19 protein-coding genes are annotated in these 23,177 nt (G+C 37.4%); 7 read left to right on the top strand and 12 right to left on the bottom strand.

Translation table 11 applies throughout. The features are described 5' to 3' along the window. Positions 1 to 179 precede the first annotated feature (179 nt). The gene (locus HDF25_RS03340) at positions 180 to 827 is read left to right on the top strand and encodes a hypothetical protein (RefSeq protein ID WP_184622774.1); all 648 of its coding nucleotides are present in this window, start codon (positions 180 to 182) and stop codon (positions 825 to 827) included. On the opposite strand, the gene HDF25_RS03345 is transcribed toward HDF25_RS03340, so the two are convergent. Then, complete coding sequence (locus HDF25_RS03345; RefSeq protein ID WP_184622775.1) at positions 824 to 1,459, bottom strand: LysE family translocator; 636 nt, start codon at positions 1,457 to 1,459, stop codon at positions 824 to 826. The two genes, HDF25_RS03340 and HDF25_RS03345, sit on opposite strands and share 4 nt — an antisense overlap. A 188-nt stretch (positions 1,460 to 1,647) precedes the next feature. Between HDF25_RS03345 and HDF25_RS03350 the strand changes: the two genes are divergently transcribed. The 4 genes from HDF25_RS03350 (at position 1,648) to HDF25_RS03365 (ending at position 8,773) form a co-directional block, all read left to right on the top strand. Next, entirely contained in the window at positions 1,648 to 2,211 is a 564-nt protein-coding gene (locus tag HDF25_RS03350; protein ID WP_260409312.1) for an RNA polymerase sigma-70 factor, read from the top strand. A 78-nt stretch (positions 2,212 to 2,289) separates the two neighbouring features. Beyond that, a complete protein-coding gene (locus HDF25_RS03355) occupies positions 2,290 to 3,414 on the top strand; it encodes a FecR family protein (protein ID WP_184622779.1) in 1,125 nt (374 codons plus the stop codon). 274 nt (positions 3,415 to 3,688) lie between these two features. Then, positions 3,689 to 7,102, top strand: coding sequence for a TonB-dependent receptor (locus tag HDF25_RS03360; RefSeq protein ID WP_184622781.1), 3,414 nt, complete (start codon positions 3,689 to 3,691; stop codon positions 7,100 to 7,102). 18 nt (positions 7,103 to 7,120) lie between these two features. Further along, positions 7,121 to 8,773 (top strand): RagB/SusD family nutrient uptake outer membrane protein, encoded by a 1,653-nt coding sequence (locus HDF25_RS03365; RefSeq protein ID WP_184622783.1) that lies wholly within the window; start codon positions 7,121 to 7,123, stop codon positions 8,771 to 8,773. Positions 8,774 to 8,828: 55 nt separating this feature from the next. Here the strand turns inward: HDF25_RS03365 and HDF25_RS03370 are convergent, their stop codons facing one another. From HDF25_RS03370 to hemF, 11 genes are all read right to left on the bottom strand, one after another. Continuing rightward, positions 8,829 to 9,950: a hypothetical protein gene (locus HDF25_RS03370; protein WP_184622785.1), complete on the bottom strand. Its 1,122-nt coding sequence runs from the start codon at positions 9,948 to 9,950 to the stop codon at positions 8,829 to 8,831. An 80-nt stretch (positions 9,951 to 10,030) separates the two neighbouring features. Beyond that, positions 10,031 to 10,621: an LURP-one-related/scramblase family protein gene (locus HDF25_RS03375; RefSeq protein WP_184622787.1), complete on the bottom strand. Its 591-nt coding sequence runs from the start codon at positions 10,619 to 10,621 to the stop codon at positions 10,031 to 10,033. A gap of 126 nt (positions 10,622 to 10,747) precedes the next feature. After that, complete coding sequence (locus HDF25_RS03380) at positions 10,748 to 11,605, bottom strand: hypothetical protein (RefSeq protein ID WP_184622789.1); 858 nt, start codon at positions 11,603 to 11,605, stop codon at positions 10,748 to 10,750. 109 nt (positions 11,606 to 11,714) lie between these two features. Beyond that, positions 11,715 to 12,881, bottom strand: a complete 1,167-nt coding sequence (locus tag HDF25_RS03385) for a serine hydrolase domain-containing protein (RefSeq protein WP_184622791.1) — start codon at positions 12,879 to 12,881, stop codon at positions 11,715 to 11,717. Between the two features lie 77 nt (positions 12,882 to 12,958). Beyond that, a complete protein-coding gene (locus HDF25_RS03390) occupies positions 12,959 to 14,047 on the bottom strand; it encodes a helix-turn-helix domain-containing protein (RefSeq protein WP_184622793.1) in 1,089 nt (362 codons plus the stop codon). 52 nt (positions 14,048 to 14,099) lie between these two features. Then, positions 14,100 to 14,546, bottom strand: a complete 447-nt coding sequence (locus HDF25_RS03395) for a hypothetical protein (RefSeq protein ID WP_184622795.1) — start codon at positions 14,544 to 14,546, stop codon at positions 14,100 to 14,102. A gap of 205 nt (positions 14,547 to 14,751) precedes the next feature. After that, complete coding sequence (locus HDF25_RS03400) at positions 14,752 to 15,510, bottom strand: alpha/beta fold hydrolase (RefSeq protein ID WP_184622797.1); 759 nt, start codon at positions 15,508 to 15,510, stop codon at positions 14,752 to 14,754. A 194-nt stretch (positions 15,511 to 15,704) separates the two neighbouring features. Next, complete coding sequence (locus HDF25_RS03405; protein WP_184622799.1) at positions 15,705 to 16,850, bottom strand: tetratricopeptide repeat protein; 1,146 nt, start codon at positions 16,848 to 16,850, stop codon at positions 15,705 to 15,707. A gap of 86 nt (positions 16,851 to 16,936) precedes the next feature. After that, the gene (locus HDF25_RS03410; RefSeq protein WP_184622801.1) at positions 16,937 to 18,025 is read right to left on the bottom strand and encodes a tetratricopeptide repeat protein; all 1,089 of its coding nucleotides are present in this window, start codon (positions 18,023 to 18,025) and stop codon (positions 16,937 to 16,939) included. Positions 18,026 to 18,116: 91 nt separating this feature from the next. Beyond that, positions 18,117 to 20,735, bottom strand: coding sequence for a DNA gyrase subunit A (gyrA, locus tag HDF25_RS03415; protein ID WP_184622804.1), 2,619 nt, complete (start codon positions 20,733 to 20,735; stop codon positions 18,117 to 18,119). A gap of 98 nt (positions 20,736 to 20,833) precedes the next feature. Beyond that, complete coding sequence (hemF, locus tag HDF25_RS03420) at positions 20,834 to 21,727, bottom strand: oxygen-dependent coproporphyrinogen oxidase (protein WP_184622806.1); 894 nt, start codon at positions 21,725 to 21,727, stop codon at positions 20,834 to 20,836. 289 nt (positions 21,728 to 22,016) lie between these two features. Here hemF and HDF25_RS03425 point away from each other — a divergent pair, with 289 nt between their 5' ends. Beyond that, the gene (locus HDF25_RS03425) at positions 22,017 to 22,502 is read left to right on the top strand and encodes a DUF4442 domain-containing protein (protein WP_184622808.1); all 486 of its coding nucleotides are present in this window, start codon (positions 22,017 to 22,019) and stop codon (positions 22,500 to 22,502) included. Positions 22,503 to 22,529: 27 nt separating this feature from the next. After that, positions 22,530 to 23,162, top strand: coding sequence for a helix-turn-helix domain-containing protein (locus tag HDF25_RS03430; RefSeq protein ID WP_184622810.1), 633 nt, complete (start codon positions 22,530 to 22,532; stop codon positions 23,160 to 23,162). Positions 23,163 to 23,177: the final 15 nt, after the last annotated feature.

The raw sequence follows: 23,177 nt of genomic DNA on the forward strand, positions 1-23,177 counted from the left end.
ACCGGATAATTTATTTTTTTATTTAATAATTACCCTAATGATATAATATTGTAATTATTTGTTACACAAAATACATAAGATCTTATGTGTTCCAGATGCATTTAAATAAGTTATTCGCGCTAAATTCATATATTCATTAAGTTATACATTTAAAATATCAACCCTAAACCAAATAAAATATGAAAAATGCCATTTTCTATGCCTTGTGCATTGTTTTTTTGAGTACAAATGTGTTTTCGCAGACTCTTCAGGTAGGAGGATCAGGAAAAACTCTTCAGCAAATGAAAAATAATGCCATTTTAGGTACTCCTTATTTCAATGATTCCTTTTCAGGCAGCGTAATTACAACTAATTCCTCAAAAGAGTTGAAAATTCCTCAGTTAAGATATGATATTTATGTTCAAAATATAGAATATTTATATAACGACAAAGTTTACCTGATACAGGATTCTGTAAAGTCTTTTACAGCCAATGACAGTATAGGCAAGAGTCATGTATTTGTCAAAAAAAGACTAGGTAAAAAGGATAGCTTTTTTCAAACACTTGCCACTGGAAAGGTTGGGTTGTTAAAACAATATCAGGCCAAATTAGTTAGTGCAGAGGACTGGTATACCAAGAAACAGACAAAAACATTTATATCTGAAATTATTTACTATACCGGCAAGGGCGAAAATCTGGAAAAACTAAATACGTCCAGGAAAGGTCTTACTGCTTTATTCAGTGATAAAATAGCCGCTGTAAATGAATTTATAGAGAAAAACAAAACTGACCTGAAAACAGATGAGGGCCTGGTGGCGTTATTTCAATTCTATAACGGTTTGAACTAATTTTTGTTGGTTAAAGCAACTTTGATCCCAAGGCCGATTAAGGTTAATCCGCAGATTCTGTTGATATAGGTTGACACTTTTTTATTACCTTTTAATTTGGCAAAAATCGCAGTTGCGAAAATTGATAACATCAAGCACCATATTGTTCCGGTTATAATGAATGAGGCTCCCAATGTAAGGAATGGCAAAACTGTGTCTTTTAAAGTTGGATCAATAAACTGAGGAAGGAATGCGATGAAAAATAAAGCAACTTTTGGATTCAACACATTGGTAATAATTCCATCTCTGTAAATTTTAAGATAATTTATGGATTGCTTATCAGCTACTTTGTCCATATTTAACTGGCTTTTATCTGTAAGCATTTTATATCCAATATAAAGCAGATAGATTGCCCCGGCATACTTGATAATACTGAACAGGAGTATCGATTTCGCAATAATTATAGACAGACCAAATGCAGCCAGAGTAGTATGAACAATACTCCCTGTGCCAATTCCAAATGCAGAGATAATACCTGCCTTTCTGCCTTGCCCGATACTTCTGGACAAAATAAATATGGTGTCGTTTCCAGGGGTTAAATTTAATAAGATACTGGTTAGTAAAAATGTCTCTGGATGGATAATTCCTGTCATAATTCTTTTGCTAAAAATGCTATCAGTGGACAATATCATTTAATACTTGGCCAATAATATAAAATTTATGGTGCAAGTTATTGTTTTATTTTAGGTAACCAAATATCAATCAGAGTCATTACGGATTGTGTAAATGTATATTTTGGTTTGACTAAATGCTATTATCACCTAATCTGTTTTTTATGACCATGTATCATTCATACAGTGATGTTGAATTAACAATCCTGCTTAAAGGGGGAGACCTGAACGCTTTTACAGAGATTCACAATAGATATTATGGGATTTTATATAGTCATGCCTACAGAAGATTACCAGATCACGAAGAAGTCCAGGATATTCTGCAGGAACTTTTTACATGTATATGGAATAATAGAACATTCAATAATTTAAACCCAAATCTTCCAGCTTATCTTTATACTGCAGTAAGAAACAGGGTTCTGAATTTCTTCAAACATAGCAGGGTTAAGATGGACTACATTTCCTCTTTTCAGAAGTTTGCTGAAAATAAAGCGCCTGCAGCTGATGAAGAAATAAGATTAAAACAATTAGTTGCCATTGTGGAAGCTGAAATTGCCATGCTGCCCCCTCAAATGCGTCTGATATTTGAGATGAGTCGGAATGAGCAGTTATCGCACCAGGAAATTGCGGAAAAGCTAGCAATAAGCACGCTGACGGTTAAAAAACAAGTCAATAACTCCCTGAAAATACTGCGTGTAAAACTGGGCGTCTATCATTTTATGCTTTTTTTCTGATTATCTCATTTTTTTTCTACTCCCTGGACCGTGATAAGTTGTTATGGTGTGTAATAAGTGTAAACCAATACTATTATTATGCAACTGAAAGACGCTCAGGATTTGTTGGCAAGGTATCACACTGGTGAAGTCACTGAAGAGGAAAAGACCCTGGTAGAAACCTGGTATTTAACCTATCAGGATGAGCACGCTGAAATAGCTTATCAAAAGATAGAAGTTGCTCAGAAAAAGAGTCTTGCCAGTTTAATTGATGGAATTCAGAAAAAGAAAAGAAGAAAGTTCCTTCCTTTAATAGGAATTGCTGCTTCTATTGCTTTTATCCTGGCAGCAGGAACTGGTTATCTGTTTTTGAATAAACCCGAAAAACATTTACAGGCAACCCTCAAAACAAATCCAGCAGATCTTTTGCCGGGTGGGACTAAAGCGGTATTAACTTTAGCTGATGGCCAGACAATAACATTAGATGGGGCCAGGAATGGTACTCTGGCCAGCCAGGGGACACAGAAAATTGATAAAACTACAGATGGACAGATCTCTTATGCTGGTGCACCAGATCTTACCGGTAAAGAACAACAGTTGCAGAATACCGTTACTACACCCAGGGGGGGTAATTATCAGCTGATTTTATCGGATGGGACCAAGGTGTGGCTCAATGCAGCTTCGTCTATTAAATATCCTGTTGCATTTAATGGTGTTGAACGTCGGGTCGAACTTAGTGGAGAGGCTTATTTTGAAGTAGCTCATCATAAAAACAAGCCTTTTCGGGTGGTTTCCGGAGAACAGACTGTCGAAGTACTGGGGACTCATTTTAATATCAATGCCTACAATGATGAGGATGCAGTTAAAACCACTTTGTTGGTGGGGAGTGTCAAAATAATATCAAAATATGCAAATACCATCCTTAAGCCAGGTGAACAAGCACGGCTAAATAATGGCGATCTCCAGAAAGCGACTGTAGATGTAGAAGAAGAAACTGCATGGAAAAGTGGATTTTTCAGTTTTAAAGACGCCAGTACTGAAACTGTAATGCGCCAGATCGCACGCTGGTACGATGTAGATATAAAATATGAAGGTAAAATTCCCCAAAGGGAGTTTACCGGTGAGATCTCAAAAAGCATTAATGCTGCTCAGTTACAGGACATTCTAAGTTTTAAACAGATTCATTTCAAAACTAGGGGAAGAACAATAATAGTAATACCCTGATGCAGTCAACTAACTTATTATTTAAAATAAACAAAGAAAAAATGAAGAAAAAACTACACCATTAAACCAGGCAGCAGGCTAATGAAGAAAAAAGCGCAGAAGTGTTGGAGCACTCCTGCGCAGGAGTATCAGAGTTAACCCTTCCGGTTAAACCGGAAAAAACAAGATTATGACCTAACCAAGTATTAACCCAATACCAAGCAAAATTATGAAAATAAATGCTTTCTTTCTGGCTGCATGTAATATGCAGCTGCCCCAAAAACTAATTCTGTGTATGAAATTAACCACCCTGTTACTCCTCATCACCCTTGTACAGGCAAGTGCTAAAGGATTTAGTCAAACGATCAGCCTGAATGAAGAAAAAACAACAGTAAAAAAAGTTTTTCAGCTCATCAATAAGCAGACTGGTTACGTGTTTTTTTATGATTCCAAAGACATCCGTGATAAAACGATCAGCGTACAAGTAAAAAATGCTTCATTAGATGAAGCATTAAAAGAATGTTTTAAAAATCTGCCTCTTATTTATAAAATCGTTGGCAAAACAGTTGTTATACAGGAAAAGAGAATTGTACAGGTTAATCCTGCAGTGAATGCGATCACCGTAACAGGGCAGATTAACGATAGTAATAATAAGCCTTTGCCAGGCGTAACTGTTAAAGTGAAAGACGGTAAGGCTATTGTCATCACAGATAATAAAGGGAAATTTAAGATTACTGTGCCAGATAAAAACTCAGTTCTCGTATTTTCTTCTATAGGATTTGTAACCAAAGAGCTTACTGTAACGCCGGGGACTGAGATGCAGGTTAAGCTCGAAGCTGACGAAAGTAAACTGAGCGAAGTTGTAGTCGTTGGATACGGTACACAGAAAAAGATTAATCTAACCGGTGCTATTGCTACAGTAGGCAGCGAAAAGCTGGAAGGTCGCCCGCTGGTTAATCTTGGAGACGGATTAAATGGGCTTATTCCTAATTTAAATGTTAATATCAATAATGGACAGCCAGGTACTAGTGCTACCTTTAATATCAGGGGTTATACCACTATTGGTTCAAATAGCAGCTCAAGTCCTCTCGTATTGGTTGATGGTGTACAACGCGATCCTAACCTGATTGACCCAAATGATGTAGCTAATGTAACGGTATTAAAAGACGCGGCGTCTTCTGCTATTTATGGTAGCAGGGCCGCCTACGGGGTTATTTTAATCACCACTAAAACAGGTAAGAAAGGAGTTACTCAGGTCAGCTACTCGGGTTCATACACTACCTCAAGACCCACCATCATGCCTTCTTACATGAACTCGGTAGATTATATTAAAATCTTTAACAGTGCGCAGCGAACAGGCTCATTGAGTGGAGGAAATGTTTCTACCAACCCTTTCACCGCTCAGGACTCTACCATGGCAGAAGCCTATTTCAGAGATCCTGTTCATAATCCAACTGCATACCCTGATCCTGGTAATCCAAAATTATACAGATACGTAGGTAATACAGACTGGATTAAAGTACTCTATCCAGGTTGGGCACCCCAGCAGCAGCATGATTTATCCATTTCAGGTGGTGAAGGGAAAACCACCTATTATGCAAGTATGGGTTATTTTGCTCAGGATGGTTTAGAGAAGGTTGCCAAACAGGTATACAAGCGATATACACCAAGTTTGAAGGTGAATACTGATGTAACCTCGTGGCTTACTTTCAATCTGAATATGTCTATGACACATACCGATAACAATCAGGCTGCGCCAACTTATATAAACCAGGGTGGTGCATTTATACCTGGTGATTTGCGACCCATAATGCCAGTATATAACCCGGATGGTAATTATTCAGGACAAGGTAGTTATACTAATCCTGTTGCCATTATTAATCAGTCGGGTCGCGATATAGATTACAAGAATGACTTCTGGACAACTGGCCGTGTCATTATCAAACCTGTCGATCACTTAACCATTACTTCAGATTATACCTGGAATGCCCTTTCAGAATTTGACAAAGCAAACCTGCTCCCTTTTAACGAATATGGGGTAGGAGGAACTTTTCTGGATGTATTCCCGTGGACCAACCCTTCAAGAGTTCTAGAGAACAGAAGAAATAACAATTACAATGCCCTGAATATTTATGCTACTTATGAGAATACATTCAAGGAAAAACATTATTTCAAAGCTTTGGTGGGTTATAATCAGGAATATCAGCATTACCAGCTGAGTAACTCCATGGCAAAAGATCTGATTGATCCAACTTTGCCGGCTATAGGAACAAACAATGATCCTAAGCCAGTAGTTGGAGGAGTTGAAACAGAATCTGCTTTAGTAGGTACATTCTTCAGATTAAATTACATTTATGATAAAAGATATTTACTAGAGGTAAATGGTAGATATGATGGCACATCGCGGTTTCCGGGCAATCATCGCTATGCGTTCTCACCATCTGTATCAGCAGGTTGGAATATCACTGAAGAATCATTTATGCAGGGACTAAAAAACACAGTTAATGAATTAAAACTAAGGGCATCATATGGGCAACTGGTTAATCAGCAAACGACTCCAGATGCGATATCAGCAAGCGCACAATATCCTTATATAGCCACACAAGGTACAGGTACTGTAAATTACTTATTCAATAATCAACCTGGTATTATTGTTAACACCCCAGGCTTAATCAGTAATACACTTACCTGGGAGAAAGTGCAAACCAAGAACATAGGACTTGATTATGCTTTGCTTAATAATAGATTGAGTGGTAGCTTTGATTATTTTATTACTGATACAAAAGATATGCTCGTGGCAGGTCAGCAATTACCCGCAGTATTGGGTACTTCAGCTCCGTTACTGAACCAGGCTAATCTGCGTACCAAAGGATGGGAGTTTAGCATTGGCTGGAAAGACCATATGCTGGATAATAAACTGTTTTATAACATAACCTTGGGTTTGTCTGATGCTTACAGTACCATTACCAAATATGACATCAACTCTACTTATAGTCTGAACGATTATTATAAAGGAGAAAAATTAGGTTCCATATGGGGATATCAGACATTAGGTTATTATAAAACTGATGCTGAGGCAGCCAGCGTTGATAATTCTGCAATTGCAGGTTATAAATGGTTGGCTGGCGATGTTAAGTATGCGGATTTGAATCATGATGGAAAAATTGGTTATGGTAACAATACACTGGCCGACCCGGGTGATAAAAGGATTATTGGTAATACTACTCCTCGTTATAAATTTGGGTTTAACCTAAATCTTGCCTACAAAGATTTTGATTTTGCTGCTTTTGTTCAAGGTGTATTAAAAGCAGATTTCGCGCCTAATGATAATGTGCTTTATTCGTTCCATGGTAGTGAGTATGATATCCCTTATCAACAGGCAAAAGATTATTGGACACCAGACAATCCAAATGCCTATTTCGCAAGACCAAGATTTGGCGGGGGTAATCAGCAAACGCAAACAAAGTATTTGCAAAATGCCGCTTACGCCAGAATTAAACAATTAACGCTTGGATATTCACTCCCTAAACAATTGATTAATAAGCTTAAAATGCAAAAAGTAAGAGTATATGTAACTGGTGCTAACCTGTTTACTATTACCTCTCTCTTTAAAGGGTATGACCCTGAAATTGCAACTATGCCCAATGGGAATTTTAGAATTTATCCTGTTAACAAATCAGTTTCTTTTGGTTTACAAGCTACTTTATAATCTTTAATCTGTAGAAAAATGAAAAACAAACATACTATATACCTGTTAATTTTTGCTGCAGTAGCTTTCGCCTCCTGTAAAAAAGATAGTTTTCTTAATCGTGCACCATTGAGCGATATCAGTCCGCAGAATTTCTTTAAAAATGAAAGTGATCTCCAATTGTATTGCAACCAGTATTATTCGCAATTACCGATACAGAATTTTTATGGAGCGGATTACCAATCTGATGATAAGGCTAATGTGAACATTAACAATTTTCTGGCAGGCACTTCTACAGTGCCCAATACTGGTGGCGGATGGGACTTTACTTTTATCAGATCTTGTAATTTCTTCCTGGCCAATTATTCCAGAGCTAATATTGACAACAACACCAAAAACATCTATGTAGGGGAGACCCTGTTTTTCAGAGCAAATGATTTTTGGGGAAAAGTGAAAACCTTTGGCGATGTGCCTTATATTAATGTATATATTACAGATACGGATAAAAGTCTTTTGTACGGTAGCAGAATGCCACATAAACAAGTAATGGATTCTGTTTTAAAGGATCTGAACTTTGCTGTAGATCATTTGCCGGTAAGCGCTCCGGACGGGCGCTTAAATAAATATGCTGCGCTGGCGTTGAAAGCAAGAATCTGTTTATGGGAAGGTACTTACAGAAAGTATTTTGGCGTGGGAGATTCTGCACCATTTTTACAAGCCGCATCGGATGCTTCAGATCAGATTATCAACTCCGGTTTGTTTAGTCTTTATAGTACTGGGAAACCACAAGCAGATTATTATAATTTGTTTATACAGGATGAGTTGAAAGGTAATCCAGAGGCGATCATGCCTATGCGTTATCTGACCAATGTTTTAATGAATAATATAGACAGATCGTTAGGTGAAGCAGGAGACGGTTATTCGAAAGATTTTGTCCGTTCATTTTTATGTACTGATGGATTGCCTACGTCATTAAGTCCGTTGTATAAAGGAGATGATACACCAGAAAATGAGTCGGCTAACCGTGATCCACGTTATGCACAGCAAGTAGCTACAAGAGGATTCGATTTCCTTGCAGGCGACTTGATTACTTTGCCAAGGATAGGTACATCCGTTACTTCAACAGGTTATCAGCCTATTAAAGGCCGATCATCAAGCATGGCTGCCTGGAATGCCAATCAGTCAACTTTCGATTTCTTTATTTTCCGGTATGCAGAACAGTTACTGATTTCGGCAGAAGCTAAAGCAGAATTAGGAACCTGTACACAGGCAACTGTGGATATTACCATTAATAAATTAAGAGATAGGGTAGGAATGCCTCATATGGTTATAACCAGCCTGATTAAGGATCCTAAATCCAATTTCCCCGGGCTTCCTGTATTGATAGATGAAATCAGAAGAGAAAGGAGGATAGAACTGGGTGCTGAAGGTTTCCGTTTTGATGACATGCACAGGTGGCACGCCGGAACTTTAATCAATAATCCGGAAACCATACTAGGTATGAAGCTTACACCGGCACTGAAAGCACAGTATCCCGCAAGTCAGGTAAATAGTATTGTGGTTGATGGAAATAACTATATACTAATCTACCCGGGTATTACAAGAACATGGAATGATAAATTATACCTGAATCCATTGCCTACACAGGAGCTGACCTTAAATCCTAATCTGAAACAGAATCCAGGGTGGTAGCAAATAATATAAATTACAAATTCCCCGATACATACCGTATCGGGGAATTTGTAATTTACCGATAAATATCTCTCATCCGAAAGTTAAACTGAGTTAAGATCTGTCGGCTTAATTCTCTGTATAATTCATCATAACCTGGTCTGCTATTATAACTTCCATTGATAATGGCATTGTCTTTAGCGCTTAAAGCTCTTGGATCTCCGGTATATTTGCCTGTAAGGCTCTCCCAGGTATATTGGGCCGGGATACGGTCTGAAGTGATGATTCTTCCAGATGCAGCGTCAGTAATTCTATAGTCCAGGACAGCTTTTGAATTGATCACTCTCCGGGTAACAGTAACTGTGGCCGAAACAGTAATTGTGCCGGAGCTATTTGCCATTTTATCACTTCTTGCCTGTATCTGTTTGGATACATCATACGAATATTGGTTGGTTGCAAGATTACTGAACCAGATATCATACATATTGAGATCAATATATTCGTCTACTCTGATATCTCTTGACTGTCCGTCGTTTATACTATAAAACTTATAAAATCCCCCGCTACCAATGGAGTTCAGGTTCCATAGAATATCACTTTCAAAGAAGCTGCCATTGATAGAATAATAACCAAAACGTTGCTCAGTTTTATTGACTACTATATTGGTAATGGCAGCATCATATGCCTGCTGCTTTTTGATAATCACATCTTTATAACCGGGTACATAACTATCTGCTTTGCTCAGACAATCATACGCCTTTCTTGCACTTATACGATCATTATGGTTTAATAAAGCCAAACCTCTGTTATATTGTGCCGAAGCAGCATGCTGAGCAGCTGTTTCCAGTTCTGAGCTATAATTTCTCGGACTAAAGGAGTTTGATTGAATAGCAGAATTAATAAAGGTATCGTATAGCTTTTGCAGAGACTGATAGGAATCATATATAATTCCCAGGTTATCAATTTTTCTGTCCCTGCTTCCTTTTGCCATTGCAATGTCCTGTTCATATCTTGCCGAGGCTTCTTTGTAGGAATCAGGTAGGAGACGCAAGGCACTTTCATTGGAAGGGTTCTTTTTAAGGTCAGAGACAGCAGAATAATAAGCTTTGTCATATTGACCTTTATCATACAGTTTCTGCGTGGAGCGACAGGCAGAGAGCAGGACCACTAATAATAATATTCTGACGGAAGAAGACATATAGCGTTAATTATGTAATTAAAGATAAAAAAAATCCCTGTCTAATTGAATAGACAGGGAAGGATCATGATGAGTTTATATTACTTCTGATTTTTTAATACCATATCTATGGTAATCGCCGCTGAAAGTATGGCCACTCTATGTTTTTCTTCCTTGTAGGTCGGATCAATATGTACATTATATTTATCCGCTGTAGTAAAGATCTCTTTGACTGCACCTGCCCACTTTTTATTGATAGTACCAATCTGAGCCTGATTGTTATCTTTTATAACAAAACTCCAGGCTTTCCAGTCACCGCTGATTTCAGCGATCAGCGTACCTGAAGGATCTTCAATTTTAAATGTTGGTTTAAAGAGTTTGAACTTCTGTTTGATTGTAGCGATTTCACTTCCATAACTATCACTTACTACAATCTTAGACATGAAAAAAGTCCAGCCTCTTGAAATCGAAGCCTGTACTTCATTATCCGGGTTGATGATATCAAGCTTAAAAGGGAGTACAGGTTTACCTACCAGGAGACGCAGAATCTTTTGTCCGAAGCTTAATTGCTGTTTAATAGCACCTATATTCTCGCCAGTTTCATTAAAAATGCTGTAAACGTTTCCAAATTTGAAGAAGTTTACCTTTTCATCTATAAAATAATCGTGTTCCTTAAAAAAATCAGATTTCATTGATTGAGTGTATGCTTTTAATTTATTAATTAACAATAAATCGCAAAATATGAAATTATTTAATTTATTGTACTACAATAGTTTCCTGATTTTATAATTGATTAGGATACAACCAGTAATAACTAATCAAAAGCGAGGATCTGTGATTCTGAAATACTCCAGAATAGTCTGCTCAGTCTTTTTGGATTCTCCTTTTTTATTGATTGTATGGTTGATATTTGTAATTGTAAGGTACCTCTCCGGGTCATTTGGGGATTCATAGATACGGACCGTCGCATAATTATCATCGGCATTTTGTGCAGGCAGAAAGTCTTTGAGGATTTTAAAATTACCTCTACCCAGTTCAGCTATTAGCTCTTCCTTATTGACTACTGGTTTTAATTTACCATCCAGTTCGCGTTCTTCCATCCAGCTATTATTCAGCTCAGAAAAAGGCATAGACGCTTTTCCTACACCTGACAGCAGAATAGGTAATCCAATAATAATAAGCGCTTCAACGGCCCATATAAACCATAATAAACCACCAGACACCGTATTGTGCTTCAGCATAAAAGTTCCCGCCTTATTTAAAGGGATTAAAGATTGGAAAAGCAATTGAGGATGGGTAAAAACCATCCAGAATCCGTTGAGATTAAAAGAAGATCTGACCCATATTCCGCCTAAGCTACCATCAGCTTCATTTAAAAGCGAAATGAATAAGGCCCATTGTGCATAACAGGCTAGTAAACCACATAGTATGGACAGTAAATAACCGTACTTAATGTTTCTGATCTTACCCGTGCTTAACGCAATATGCTGAGAAAGTGCTACGCCAATTCCTAACCCAAGTGTAATGAAAAAGTTGAAATAGATAAATGGTATAAACCATTGTAAGGCAATGTAGAGAATGCTCAGGATCAGGGTCAGAACAACTGCTGACAGTAAAGAAATAATCAAACCTTTTACCGGTATTTTACCCGATGGTATGTAGTACAAATGTTCCATATTTTTATAATCACGCTATTCCCGAATTTAAATTAATAAAAATAAATTAATTAGGATGGGGCTAAGCGTAATATAAATTCCTTAAAACACCGGTAATCTGTGATACATCTTAAAATACGTAGTTAAAAGTATCCTTTGCATCCAGGACGGCTTGTACCTTTTGCGAATAACCGTTTAGCAATATGGTCAGGGTTATTTTCTGCACCGGGAAATAGAATGTTTTTCCAATGAAACAATATACATGGCCATCATGTCCAATAACCGTTCCGTGATCTGTTTCTGCTTTCATTAAGCCGAGGCCATATTGCTTATAATATTTTAAGTCATCAGGTAAATTAATCGGATCGATATCAATAAACGTTTCCATTTGTGCTAGTGAAGCCGGTGAAATTAGTTTTCCCGTTAACAGAGCTTCCAGAAATCTGGATACATCATATGAGTTGGAAATAAGCCCTCCGTCTAATTCATCTGCTCCCCCCACGGCAGCGTTATCTATATCTGTAAGATCCTTCATGACACCATCGTTATTTATATCATAATAACCTCTGGTTAGTGTTGCTGGGGTTATGGTGCTGGCAAAAGTATTCTGAAGCTGCAATGGGGCAATCACTTTCTCCCTGACAACATCAAAGGCACCTTTTCCGGTAGCGTAATGGATAACTTCTGACATGAGCAGGTAGTTGGAATTAGAATATATCATACCTTGTCCGGGAGGGAAGTCCTCCTTTTTACCATAAATCAGTTTCAGATTATCTCCGGCTGAGTTTTTAACTATCAGGTGTTGAATTATAGCCTGTATAGTGGTCGCATTCAAATAATCTGTAACACCGGAAGTATGGTTCAGACATTGTTCTATGGTTACGTCATTTGCATTTGCAATTTGATCAGTAATGCTTCTGGGAATATATTTGTTGATTTTATCTTTAATATTTAAGATGCCCTCTTCCTGTAATTTCATAATCGTTGCTGCAGTGAAAACCTTTGAAATACTACCAATGCGTAAGGTATGACAAGGCGTTAAATCGATGTTTTTTTGTATATCTGCCTTACCGCCACAACCACTCCATGTACCTTCAGGTGAAATAACCGTTACACTAACTCCGGATGCGCCAGCCTGCATGAACTTATCGATTATACGCTGGTATTTACTGCTATTGGGATGATTATTCGCCCCAATGGCACATTGTGGTTCTGGGAGAACATCTTTTTTACTACACGAGGCTGTTAAAGCGAGTATTGCTAAAGCAACTACTTTCATTGTCTGAATTGATTTCATATTAAATCTGTTTTTAGAATCTAATACGAAATTGACCTGAAAAATCGCGCTGATCGCCCCAACCTGTAAGATGGTCCTTAATCAGGACTTCGTTTTTGTTCTAAATATTCAGAAGGGGAGATGCCTGTCTGTTTTTTAAAATTCCGGTTGAATGAGGTTTTGGAGTTAAAACCACATTCATAGGCCAAAGACAGTAATGTGAATTTTTTGTTACCTGGAAGATCTGCAATCCTTTTAAATTCTTCAATTCTTTGAATATTGATATAATCATAGAAATTTTTTTGTTCTATAGTGTTAATGACCTGGGAAAGATAGTTAGGATGAATATCCAGTTCTTTTGAGAGTTGCAATAAAGTGATTTCGGGATCAGTATAGAGCTTTTCTTTTTGCATTAAAGCAGAAAGCTCATGGTATATGTCATTGATTGAATCTTCCGTTAGTCCTGATTTAGCGTATTTATTTTTCTCTGTCGTTATCAACGGTGCTATCAGGATGTCTTCCTGCCTGCTTGTGAAAATACCTACCTGTTTAATTCCGAAATACCCGATGAAGAATACAAATAAGACAACTGTAGCAAAGATATATTCATCTATACCAAAGATGACAACAAGCCATATGAAAGCTATTCCCATAATAAGATAGAGCAGCCATGATAAATTGATTTTTTCTGTGTTCGAAAACTTATTTGCAATATTTTTTTTGTGCCGGTATACTTTAATAAGCGAAAGAACCGTGTATACAACGCCAGAAATCATGGTGATAATTCTGATCGGGGATAAAAGCATTTCAAAATCCAGACCGTTATTTTGATAGACTAAGATTTTCTGTGCAATTGGCAGGATATAGAAAGGGGTTAAAACAAGATAGGTAATCAGAGCGGGTAAAAAATGGATCAGCCTATGTGGTTTATATGCTGTTTGATGGGTTAAGGAAGAAACGTACAGGTATAATAAAGGACCATGCACCAAAGGCATCGGAATTTCAATACCTAAAAGGTAAGGAAAGCCGATGTATTTCCCGGTGAATATCAGATAAAATAAGGTTAGATGTAATCCCAGGCATACCAGCCAGATGGCTAAGATATGATCAGCATCACTTTTGTTCTTTTTACCTATAAGAATTACAGCGAGGAAAAAAGTAATAATAATACCTGTTAAATACAACATATCTCAAAGACAGGAAAAGGCCGATCTGGCTAAAGCCAGCGGGCTTTATAATTTAAAAGAACCTAAGATGAATTTTAGGAATAGCAGAAACACCAATTGTAAATTGATTTTTACCCAGTGAATTAAAGTTGGTCTGGTTTAAACTGATATTTCTGCCATAATAAAAACACAGGCCAAAAAAAGTAAAGCCAATTTTTGGTGTAATAACAGGTTGCGTATTTTTGAAGTCGCTGTATAACGAAAAATCAGTTCTTGCAAGTAAGAAGTTGCTAACCAAATAGGTTACACTTACCTTAGGCGCGGTAAGGAATGTTTTCGCTATGACAAATTCTGTGTTACCACTTAATAAAAAACCGCAATCGCTTTTGGTTTTCCAATATGCACTATAAACACTCAGATCAGTATAAAATGATTTTTCCAGGCCCAGATCAACACGTTTAAACCAACCCTTATCATCCTGGGCAAACAAACTGCCGCTTAGCGGAAGAAGAAAGATCAAAAGGAAAACGGATTTTTTTATAAAAGATATGGTCATGATTTCTATTACTAAAGTTAATCATTTTTTTAAAGAATGGTTAATGAATTACTACCATATTTTATTTAATTATATAATTAACATTATGTTAAGTAGTATTCTGCAAACCCTCTTTCTTCTGTTGTAAATCCTATACATTAAAAATATTCTTGACATAAGGATATTCAAGCTAAATCTCACGCAGGAAGTTCTCAATACTAGTGGCAAGTGCAACCGGCGCTTCATTCATTGGATAGTGACCAGCGTTTGGAAGTATTTCTAGCTGCGCCTGAGGATACCATGACAAATATGTGGAACGCATTAAACTGGCATTGAAGGTCGGATCATGCTCACCAATCAAAACTCTCACCTTATGTGGAGCCTGTTGGATCCCGGAACTGAAATTAGTATTACTCCAGGCATTTAAATACGCTGCAAAAGCAGTTTTGGAAGAATTATCTATGGAGTACCTGGCTTTCCAGTTAATCCAGGATGCTGAAAGACGTTGTCCGGTGCTGCGATCAATAATGATTTTTCTATTTTCGATGCTTTCTGCAGCTCCATCGAACAATGATTGCCTGACCTGATCAAAAGTAACACCACAAGACGGAACCGGTGCAACGGGAATAAGCATACGTACACGTTCAGGGGCTAACATAGCCACTCGCTCAATTGCCATCCCTCCCATGGAGTGGCCGATCAAACTAAATGTGTCAAACCCCAGGCTGTCTGCAAGGGTTAACGTATCAGCCGCAATTTCATCAATAGTATAAGCACCTGTGACTGAATACATTCCGCCATACCCACGATAGTCCATAAAGATGTAAGTAAATTCATTGCCACTAAGAGCTTCCTCCATTGGCGCAAAGGCGTGGGAATCACCGAACCATCCATGAAGAACAATAACCGGATGTGGGCCATTACCGACCCTATGAAATGTGTTAGACATACTGATAAAGAAATTAAAAAGAGATTTTGAACAGTTTTAGAAAACAAGGACAGATCCTGTATCTCCTATACAAATTTATAAGAAATCATGCTATTAACCATGAAAAACGCCAGAAAATCTTGTCTGATGACTAAGAAAAATCTGGCGTTTTTTTTATTATTCTGAAGCAGAAATTCTGATCAGTCCAACGGAATTTAAAATTCTTCAAGCTGAGCTTTTAGCTCCTGAGCTCTGTCAAATCTGTTTTTACGGGTATAGATATCAATTAATAAATTAATTGTCTGTTTGTCCTTACGATTAACTTTATGGGCCTGCGCCAGAATTATTTCAGCACGGTTCAGGTACGATGTAAATGTTGGGACATCTTTGGTTGCAGTCGCTAAAGCATCATTACTCAGGTTCATATAAACCAGGCCCAGCTGATATAAAGCATCAAAATAATTACGGTCAATATCAAGAGCTTTGTTGTATGCCAGCTCTGCGGTACCCATATTGATATTTTTCTGATTCAGATAACCATACAGATAATATAACAATTTACTTCTGGTATTAACCTTTAAGGTATTTTCAATAACCAGCCTGGCTTCCGTATATTTTTCATTATCCAGTAACAGATTGATATAATCATTATTGAGCATATCATTATAAGGATTGATTACCAATCCTTCCTGCAACATCTTCAGGGCTTCTTCAGCATCAAGTTTTAATTTATAAATATCAGCCATGCGCTGGTATACAACAGGATTTCTGATCCCATTTTCTTTTGCACGTTTAAAATATTGCAGGGCTTCATCTTCCTGTTTGGTACCTTCAGCGCTTAAGGCCGCATTGATAGCAAGTACAGTGTCTTTCGGGAAATAATCACTGACTTCTTTCAGATATTTAAAAGCTGCAGCAAAGTCTTTAGCCTGATAAGCCGCTTTTCCTTTTTGTTGTTTTTTGATATTAATATTATAGTTTGACGCAGCTATCAGTCCTGAATTGTCTTCAAATTTGTCAAATCTTTTAGCCGTATCAATCGCTTTGATGGCCAGGTCATAATATTTATCAGAATTTCCCTGATCAGGATCTACAATTGCGATATAAGAACTCAGATAAGATTTAAGGGCCCATGTCTCTGGCCATTTTTTAGTTTCCCTATCCTTCTCTGCTGCCTCAGCGGCCTTGATCCCCTCTCCTAGTATAGATAACTGTGTTTTCTGGTCCTGTTTATTGGCAATTGCAGCCTGAAGTTTTCCTACACTGTTTCTTGCAATAAACAGCTGTGTTTTTTGAGAAAATGCTGAAGTCGAACTAATAATGAGAATAGCAGCTGTAAATATATATCGTTTCTTAACCATAATGCTTCATTGGGCTTAACCACAAATTTATACAAAAAAAAAGAGGGATAAAACTTATCCCTCTTTTAATCGCTATTGATTAAGTATTATTTTTTATCAGCTGCATTCTGAGCATCCAATAATTTTTTAGTTGCTTCATAATTTACTTTATCATCTTTAAAAGCATAAATAACTTTTAAGTTCTCTAAAGCAGAGATCATTTTAGGATCAAGTTCGTATGCTTTTTTGTAATATGGTAAAGCCTGATCGATCAGTCCTTTCATTTTAGCAGTTACGTCATCAAATTCCTTTTTCTTTTTAGGATCTATTTTGTTTCTTTTTCCTTGTAAATCTAATGCTTGTTTATAGTAAGTATCACCCATAGCATATTGGTATGATGCGTTTTTACCATCTTTGGCAATCAGTTTATTCAATGACTCCTGTGATTTTGCAATATTACCTTGTTTGATGTAAAGATCAGTCTGCATACCAGTGAAGTATGGGTTTTCAGGATATTTAGCGATAGCACTTTCTAATAAAGCAGAACCGCCTACTGTATCTTTGATATTAGCGAAACTTACTGAGATTGCTTCACTGTATAAAGATTCAGCATCTTTAGAACCTAAATCGATCGCTTTTTTGAAGTTTTTAACTAATTCAGGGTAATCACCAATTTGTTTAGCAGTAACACCTGCGTTTACATAAGTTGAAGTATCCTTAGGGTTTTTAGCAGTTACTTCATTGAAAAACTGTAATGCTGATTTGAAATCTTTCTTGTTGTAGGCAAAAATTGCTCTGTTTTTCAATGCATTTGATAAAGTCTGCTCGGCTTCTGAAATGTTTTCTTTCTCACTGCCTTTAGCATCTAAAGCTTTAGCTTTTGTAATTGCTTCCTCAGCAATTTTTCCATTAGCCTCTGCATTAGGGACATTCAATGAATCAACAAATGAGATTCTGGAAGCAAACAATGCTCTGTAAGACCAGGCTTCAACCATGTCTTTAGATTTCTCATTAGCAATAGCATTATCTGTGGCTTTTAAGCCTTCACCCAAAGATTTTAAGGTAGCTTCTAATGTCTGATTGTTAGCAAATTTAGCCAGTGTCCAAGCATTTTTAGCTTTTGAAACTTCACTCTTTTGAGCATTTGCATAGGTAGCAGCACCTATTAATAGCATACTTAAAAGTACTTTTTTCATATTGATAAATTGATTTTAATGAACATAAACCCTGCTTTGGCATTTTTACCATGCAGGGTTTACCGGATCTGTTTTTTAATTTAATTTATAATTAGTTTTCTTCTGTGTCTTCATCAGTTTCATCACCTTCAGTCTCCTCCTCATCCTGCTCTTCTTCTTCGGTTTCTTCCTCTTCAGCGCCAGCCTCTTCTTCCGGCAGAACATCATTTGGATCAATAACCAGCAGATCTTCGGAAACTTCTTCTTCAGGATCATCTTCATGTTCAATCTTAGCAACTGATGCAATTGCATCATTACCTTTTAAGTTGATCAGACGTACACCTTGAGTTGCTCTTCCAATTACTCTCAACTGACTCAGTACAATCCGGATTACAATACCCGATTTATTGATGATCATTAAGTCATCGGCATCCGTTACACTCTTTATTGCAATCAGGTCACCTGTTTTCTCAGTAATGGTTATGGTTTTCACCCCTTTACCACCGCGGTTAGTTACCCGGTAATCTTCAACATCAGTACGTTTACCGTAACCTTTTTCTGAAACTACCATTACAGTTGCTGTAGGATCATCCACAGCAATCATGCCAACAACCTCATCCTGGGCATGACCTAAAGTTACACCCCTTACACCAGTAGCAGTTCTTCCCATTGGTCTTACTGTGCTTTCGTTGAACCTGATAGCACGTCCAGACCTTAATGCCATAATAATTTCACTTGATCCACTGGTTAAACTAGCTTCCAGTAACTGATCACCTTCATTAATATTAATTGCATTGATACCATTTACCCTTGGTCTCGAATAAGCTTCCAGTGAAGTCTTCTTAATCGTTCCTTTTTTGGTACACATGATAATAAAGTTGTTCTCCAGATATTCCTGGTCTTTAAGATTCTTAACCTTAATGTAGGCTTTGATTTTCTCTTCTTTAGGAATGTTGATGATATTCTGGATTGCTCTTCCTTTACTTAATCTCGAGCCTTCCGGAATTTCGTAAACCCTTAACCAGAAACAACGTCCGGTCTCGGTAAAGAACAACATATAGTTATGGTTAGAAGCAATCAGTAAATGCTCAATGAAATCTTCATTCCTTGAATCACTTCCTTTAGATCCTTTACCACCTCTTGCCTGCGTACGATATTCAGTAGCTGGAGTACGTTTGATATAACCTTCATGAGAGATCGTGATCACAACTTCTTCGTCTTCGATGAAGTCTTCCATGCTCATATCTTCGGCCGAATGAACGATAGATGTTCTGCGTTCATCACCGTATTTCTCAAGCATTTCGGCTAATTCATCCTTGATGATCTGCATTCTCAATCCTTCATCTGCAAGGATAGATTGCAAGTATTCAATTGTTTTCATTAACTCATTAAACTCGTCTTTAATCTTGTCTCTTTCCAGACCTGTTAAACGACGTAAAGTCATATCCAGAATAGCTCTCGCCTGAATATCACTTAAACCAAACTGCTCCATTAAACCTGTTCTGGCTTCTTCCGGAGTATTTGATGCTCTGATTAATTTAATTACTTCATCCAAATGATCTAAAGCAATTAATAAACCTTCAAGAATGTGCGCACGTTTCTGTGCTTCATCCAATTCAAATTTAGTACGGCGTACAACGACATCATGTCTGTGATCAACAAAGTGTCTGATCAGGTCCTTCAGATTCAGCATCTGAGGTCTGCCATTCACCAGGGCGATGTTATTTACACTGAATGAAGTTTGTAATGCAGTCTGTTTGAAAAGGTTGTTCAGTACAATTGAAGCATTGGCATCACGTTTAATTTCATAAACGATACGGATACCGTCTTTATTGGACTCATCCTTAATATTTGAGATCCCTTCAATTTTCTTCTCACCTACTAATTCAGCCGTACGCTCAATCATCATCGCCTTGTTCACCTGATAAGGGATCTCGGTTACGATTATAGTCTCACGGTCTTTATGTGTCTCGATTTCAGCTTTTGCACGCATAACTATACGCCCACGGCCTGTTTCAAAAGCATCCTGAACGCCATTGTAACCGTAAATTATAGCTCCGGTAGGAAAATCCGGGCCTTTTACGAATTTCATTAACTCAGGAATAGTAATTTCTGTATTTTCAATGTATGCGATAGTCGCGTTGATTACTTCTGTAATATTGTGAGGGGGCATATTAGTTGCCATACCTACTGCAATACCTGAAGAACCATTAATTAAAAGGTTTGGTACCTTTGCCGGAAGCACAGTCGGCTCTTTCAAAGAGTCGTCAAAGTTCAACTGAAAATCTACAGTATCTTTATTGATATCCGCAAGCATATCCTCAGCGATTTTCTGAAATCTCGCTTCCGTATAACGCATTGCTGCCGGAGAGTCACCATCAATCGAACCATAGTTACCCTGACCTTCTACCAGTAAATAACGTAAGCTCCATGGCTGTGCCATACGAACCATAGTCATATATACTGAAGAGTCACCATGTGGGTGATACTTACCCAGCACTTCTCCAACAATACGGGCTGACTTCTTGTAAGGCTTATTACTGGCCAAACCTAAATCAAGCATCCCGTAAAGTACACGACGGTGTACTGGTTTCAATCCATCGCGTACATCAGGTAACGCCCTTGATACAATAACAGACATCGAATAATCGATGTAGGCAGACTTCATCTGCTCGTCAATATCAATTTTAATTATTTTGTCGTTTTCCTGATTTTCTAAATCTTCTGCCATAAAATAGTGATGTTCGTTAAAAACGATTTAAATAAGGTAATGTTATAACCTTGCGAATTTAAGAAAATATTGCTGTTTAAGCGTATTGTGGAAAAAAATTAAGCCCAGTCTATACCTTTTATTAACTTAGACAGAGTTGCAGCCTCTGGGCTGTTTTCTGCAGGCTTGTGATTATATGTCCACTTTGCCATTGGTGGTAAGCTCATTAGGATAGATTCTATTCTTCCGTTGGTCTCCAAACCGAACTTTGTACCCGAATCATAGACTAAATTAAATTCGGCATAACGGCTTCTTCTTAAATACTGCCATTCTTGTTCATGACCTGTAAATTCTGTGTCTCTGTTTCTGTCAATCAGCTCAGTATAAGCAGGAAGAAACGTATTTCCTACGGCTAATGAGAAATTAAACAGCTGATCCCAGTCCAGACCTGTATTTTCCGGTTTCAGCCTGTCATAGAATATACCGCCTACGCCGCGCGTCTCTTCACGGTGTTTGATGAAGAAATAATCATCCGCCTGTTTTTTAAAGCGTGGATAAAATGATGCATCAAATTCATCACAGGTTTGTTTCAGCAGATGATGAAAAAACCGTACATCAGTATCAATAATATAATGAGGTGTCAGATCTATCCCGCCACCAAACCAGCGTGTCTGTTCATCCATTTCAAAATAACGGATATTCATATGTATAATTGGTACAAAAGGATTAGATGGATGAATTACTATCGAGACACCAGTTGCAAAGAATTCATCATTATCAACCTTAAATGCTTTTTTTACCGCTTCAGGTAATTTGCCATAAACGGCAGAGAAATTAACCCCGCCTTTTTCAATTACATTGCCGTTCTGAAATACACGGGTACGGCCACCACCACCACCCTCTCTTGTCCAGATTTCTTCTTCAAACTGCCCTTTACCATCGGCTGCTGCCAGAGTCTGGCAAATCTCATCCTGGATTTTTTTATACGCTTCTACAACTTTATCTTTTAACATCGTTCCGTGAATATATACCCAAAGTTAAGTTTTATAATATTCTGATGTCTCCGGATTTGAATTTGTTTTACTCATTTTGACATAACAACAAGAAAGCCATAAAAAAGCCTTGCTGTGAAACCAATAACAGCAAGGCATAAAAAATCAATCAATCAAAACTTTTTAATATTCCAGGTTCGTTTTATCTATATACGTAAATATTAGTCTAACGGTTTTTTACAGTATAATTATTAATTAATCTGTCTTATTGTAGAAAAGATTCCAATAATCTTTCAGATATTTAAACTCGATGATTGTATCAGAAAAAACACTTAAATGGGGTCTCTGCTTCTATCCCCCCCTTTTCTTTCAGCGCATTTGGGTGAAAAGATTTCATCAGGGATTCAGAGGGGTGGATGTTAAAATCTATAAGAGCCTTTTCAATAAAAACTATAACGGATCCATTTTTGGCGGAACCATTTATGCTGCTACCGATCCTTTTTTTGCCCTGCTGTTTGACCAGCTTTTACAGCGTGAGGGATTTAAAGTAAGAGTATGGCTCAAAAGTGCAAGTATACAATATCTGAAACCAGGGCGGTCAGCACTTTATTTTACTGTTTTGATCACTGATGAGATGTTAAATGAAGCTATTGAAGCACTGAATACAACTGGTAAGTTTGTCAGGGCTTATCCGATGGAAATTAAAAATAGCGATGGCGAAATTTGTGCTACAGTGATGAATGAAGTTTATGTCAGAAACCTGCATAGTGGAGAAAATGGTCCTGTAGCTTATTAATCAGCATGTCTTTTAAAACCTCTAAAAATGAATATCAGGAAACTTATTTTGCAAGGAGAAGGAACCACACTGGATTTTAAAAAGACGATTAACAATTATGAAAAGATTGCAAAAAGCCTGGTAGCCTTTGCCAATAATAAAGGCGGTCAGTTATTGATCGGGGTTGCCGATGATGGCAGTATTAAAGGGGTCAAGTCCGAAGAGGAAGAAAAGTATATGATTATCAAGTCGGCACATCAATTCTGTAAACCTGCAATTGAGCCAGAATTTGAAGAAATATATGTTGACAGTAAACTCGTTTTGGTAGCCAAAATACCACAAAGTGATACTAAACCTCATTATGCACTGGATGAGAATAAAAAGTGGTGGGTCTATTTCCGGATCAATGATAAGAGTGTGCTGGCCAGCAAAATAATAGTTGACGTACTTAAAAAAGAAAATACACATAGCGGACAGCTGATCACTTATACAGAACAGGAACAAAAACTCCTGCAATACCTTGACCTGGAAGGCCGGATTACCTTAAAACAGTTTAGTAAATTAACAAAAATTTCAAATCAGAAGGCACAGAAAATACTCGTTAGCTTTATTCTGGCAGATCTGATTCAGCCCCACACTTCCGAAAAAGAAGAATATTTCACCATGACAACACAAAAATAACCGTACCTTTATAGG

It is taken from the genome of Pedobacter cryoconitis, from assembly GCF_014207135.1.
Lineage (GTDB): Bacteria > Bacteroidota > Bacteroidia > Sphingobacteriales > Sphingobacteriaceae > Pedobacter > Pedobacter cryoconitis_D.

Bases quoted from the DNA above. Each gene is read 5' to 3' on its own strand.
- HDF25_RS03340 (WP_184622774.1), top strand. From the start codon at position 180: ATGAAAAATGCCATTTTCTATGCCTTGTGCATTGTTTTTTTGAGTACA.
- HDF25_RS03345 (WP_184622775.1), bottom strand. From the start codon at position 1,459: ATGACAGGAATTATCCATCCAGAGACATTTTTACTAACCAGTATCTTA.
- HDF25_RS03350 (WP_260409312.1), top strand. From the start codon at position 1,648: ATGTATCATTCATACAGTGATGTTGAATTAACAATCCTGCTTAAAGGG.
- HDF25_RS03355 (WP_184622779.1), top strand. From the start codon at position 2,290: ATGCAACTGAAAGACGCTCAGGATTTGTTGGCAAGGTATCACACTGGT.
- HDF25_RS03360 (WP_184622781.1), top strand. From the start codon at position 3,689: ATGAAATTAACCACCCTGTTACTCCTCATCACCCTTGTACAGGCAAGT.
- HDF25_RS03365 (WP_184622783.1), top strand. From the start codon at position 7,121: ATGAAAAACAAACATACTATATACCTGTTAATTTTTGCTGCAGTAGCT.
- HDF25_RS03370 (WP_184622785.1), bottom strand. From the start codon at position 9,950: ATGTCTTCTTCCGTCAGAATATTATTATTAGTGGTCCTGCTCTCTGCC.
- HDF25_RS03375 (WP_184622787.1), bottom strand. From the start codon at position 10,621: ATGAAATCTGATTTTTTTAAGGAACACGATTATTTTATAGATGAAAAG.
- HDF25_RS03380 (WP_184622789.1), bottom strand. From the start codon at position 11,605: ATGGAACATTTGTACTACATACCATCGGGTAAAATACCGGTAAAAGGT.
- HDF25_RS03385 (WP_184622791.1), bottom strand. From the start codon at position 12,881: ATGAAATCAATTCAGACAATGAAAGTAGTTGCTTTAGCAATACTCGCT.
- HDF25_RS03390 (WP_184622793.1), bottom strand. From the start codon at position 14,047: ATGTTGTATTTAACAGGTATTATTATTACTTTTTTCCTCGCTGTAATT.
- HDF25_RS03400 (WP_184622797.1), bottom strand. From the start codon at position 15,510: ATGTCTAACACATTTCATAGGGTCGGTAATGGCCCACATCCGGTTATT.
- HDF25_RS03405 (WP_184622799.1), bottom strand. From the start codon at position 16,850: ATGGTTAAGAAACGATATATATTTACAGCTGCTATTCTCATTATTAGT.
- HDF25_RS03410 (WP_184622801.1), bottom strand. From the start codon at position 18,025: ATGAAAAAAGTACTTTTAAGTATGCTATTAATAGGTGCTGCTACCTAT.
- gyrA (WP_184622804.1), bottom strand. From the start codon at position 20,735: ATGGCAGAAGATTTAGAAAATCAGGAAAACGACAAAATAATTAAAATT.
- hemF (WP_184622806.1), bottom strand. From the start codon at position 21,727: ATGTTAAAAGATAAAGTTGTAGAAGCGTATAAAAAAATCCAGGATGAG.
- HDF25_RS03425 (WP_184622808.1), top strand. From the start codon at position 22,017: ATGATTGTATCAGAAAAAACACTTAAATGGGGTCTCTGCTTCTATCCC.
- HDF25_RS03430 (WP_184622810.1), top strand. From the start codon at position 22,530: ATGAATATCAGGAAACTTATTTTGCAAGGAGAAGGAACCACACTGGAT.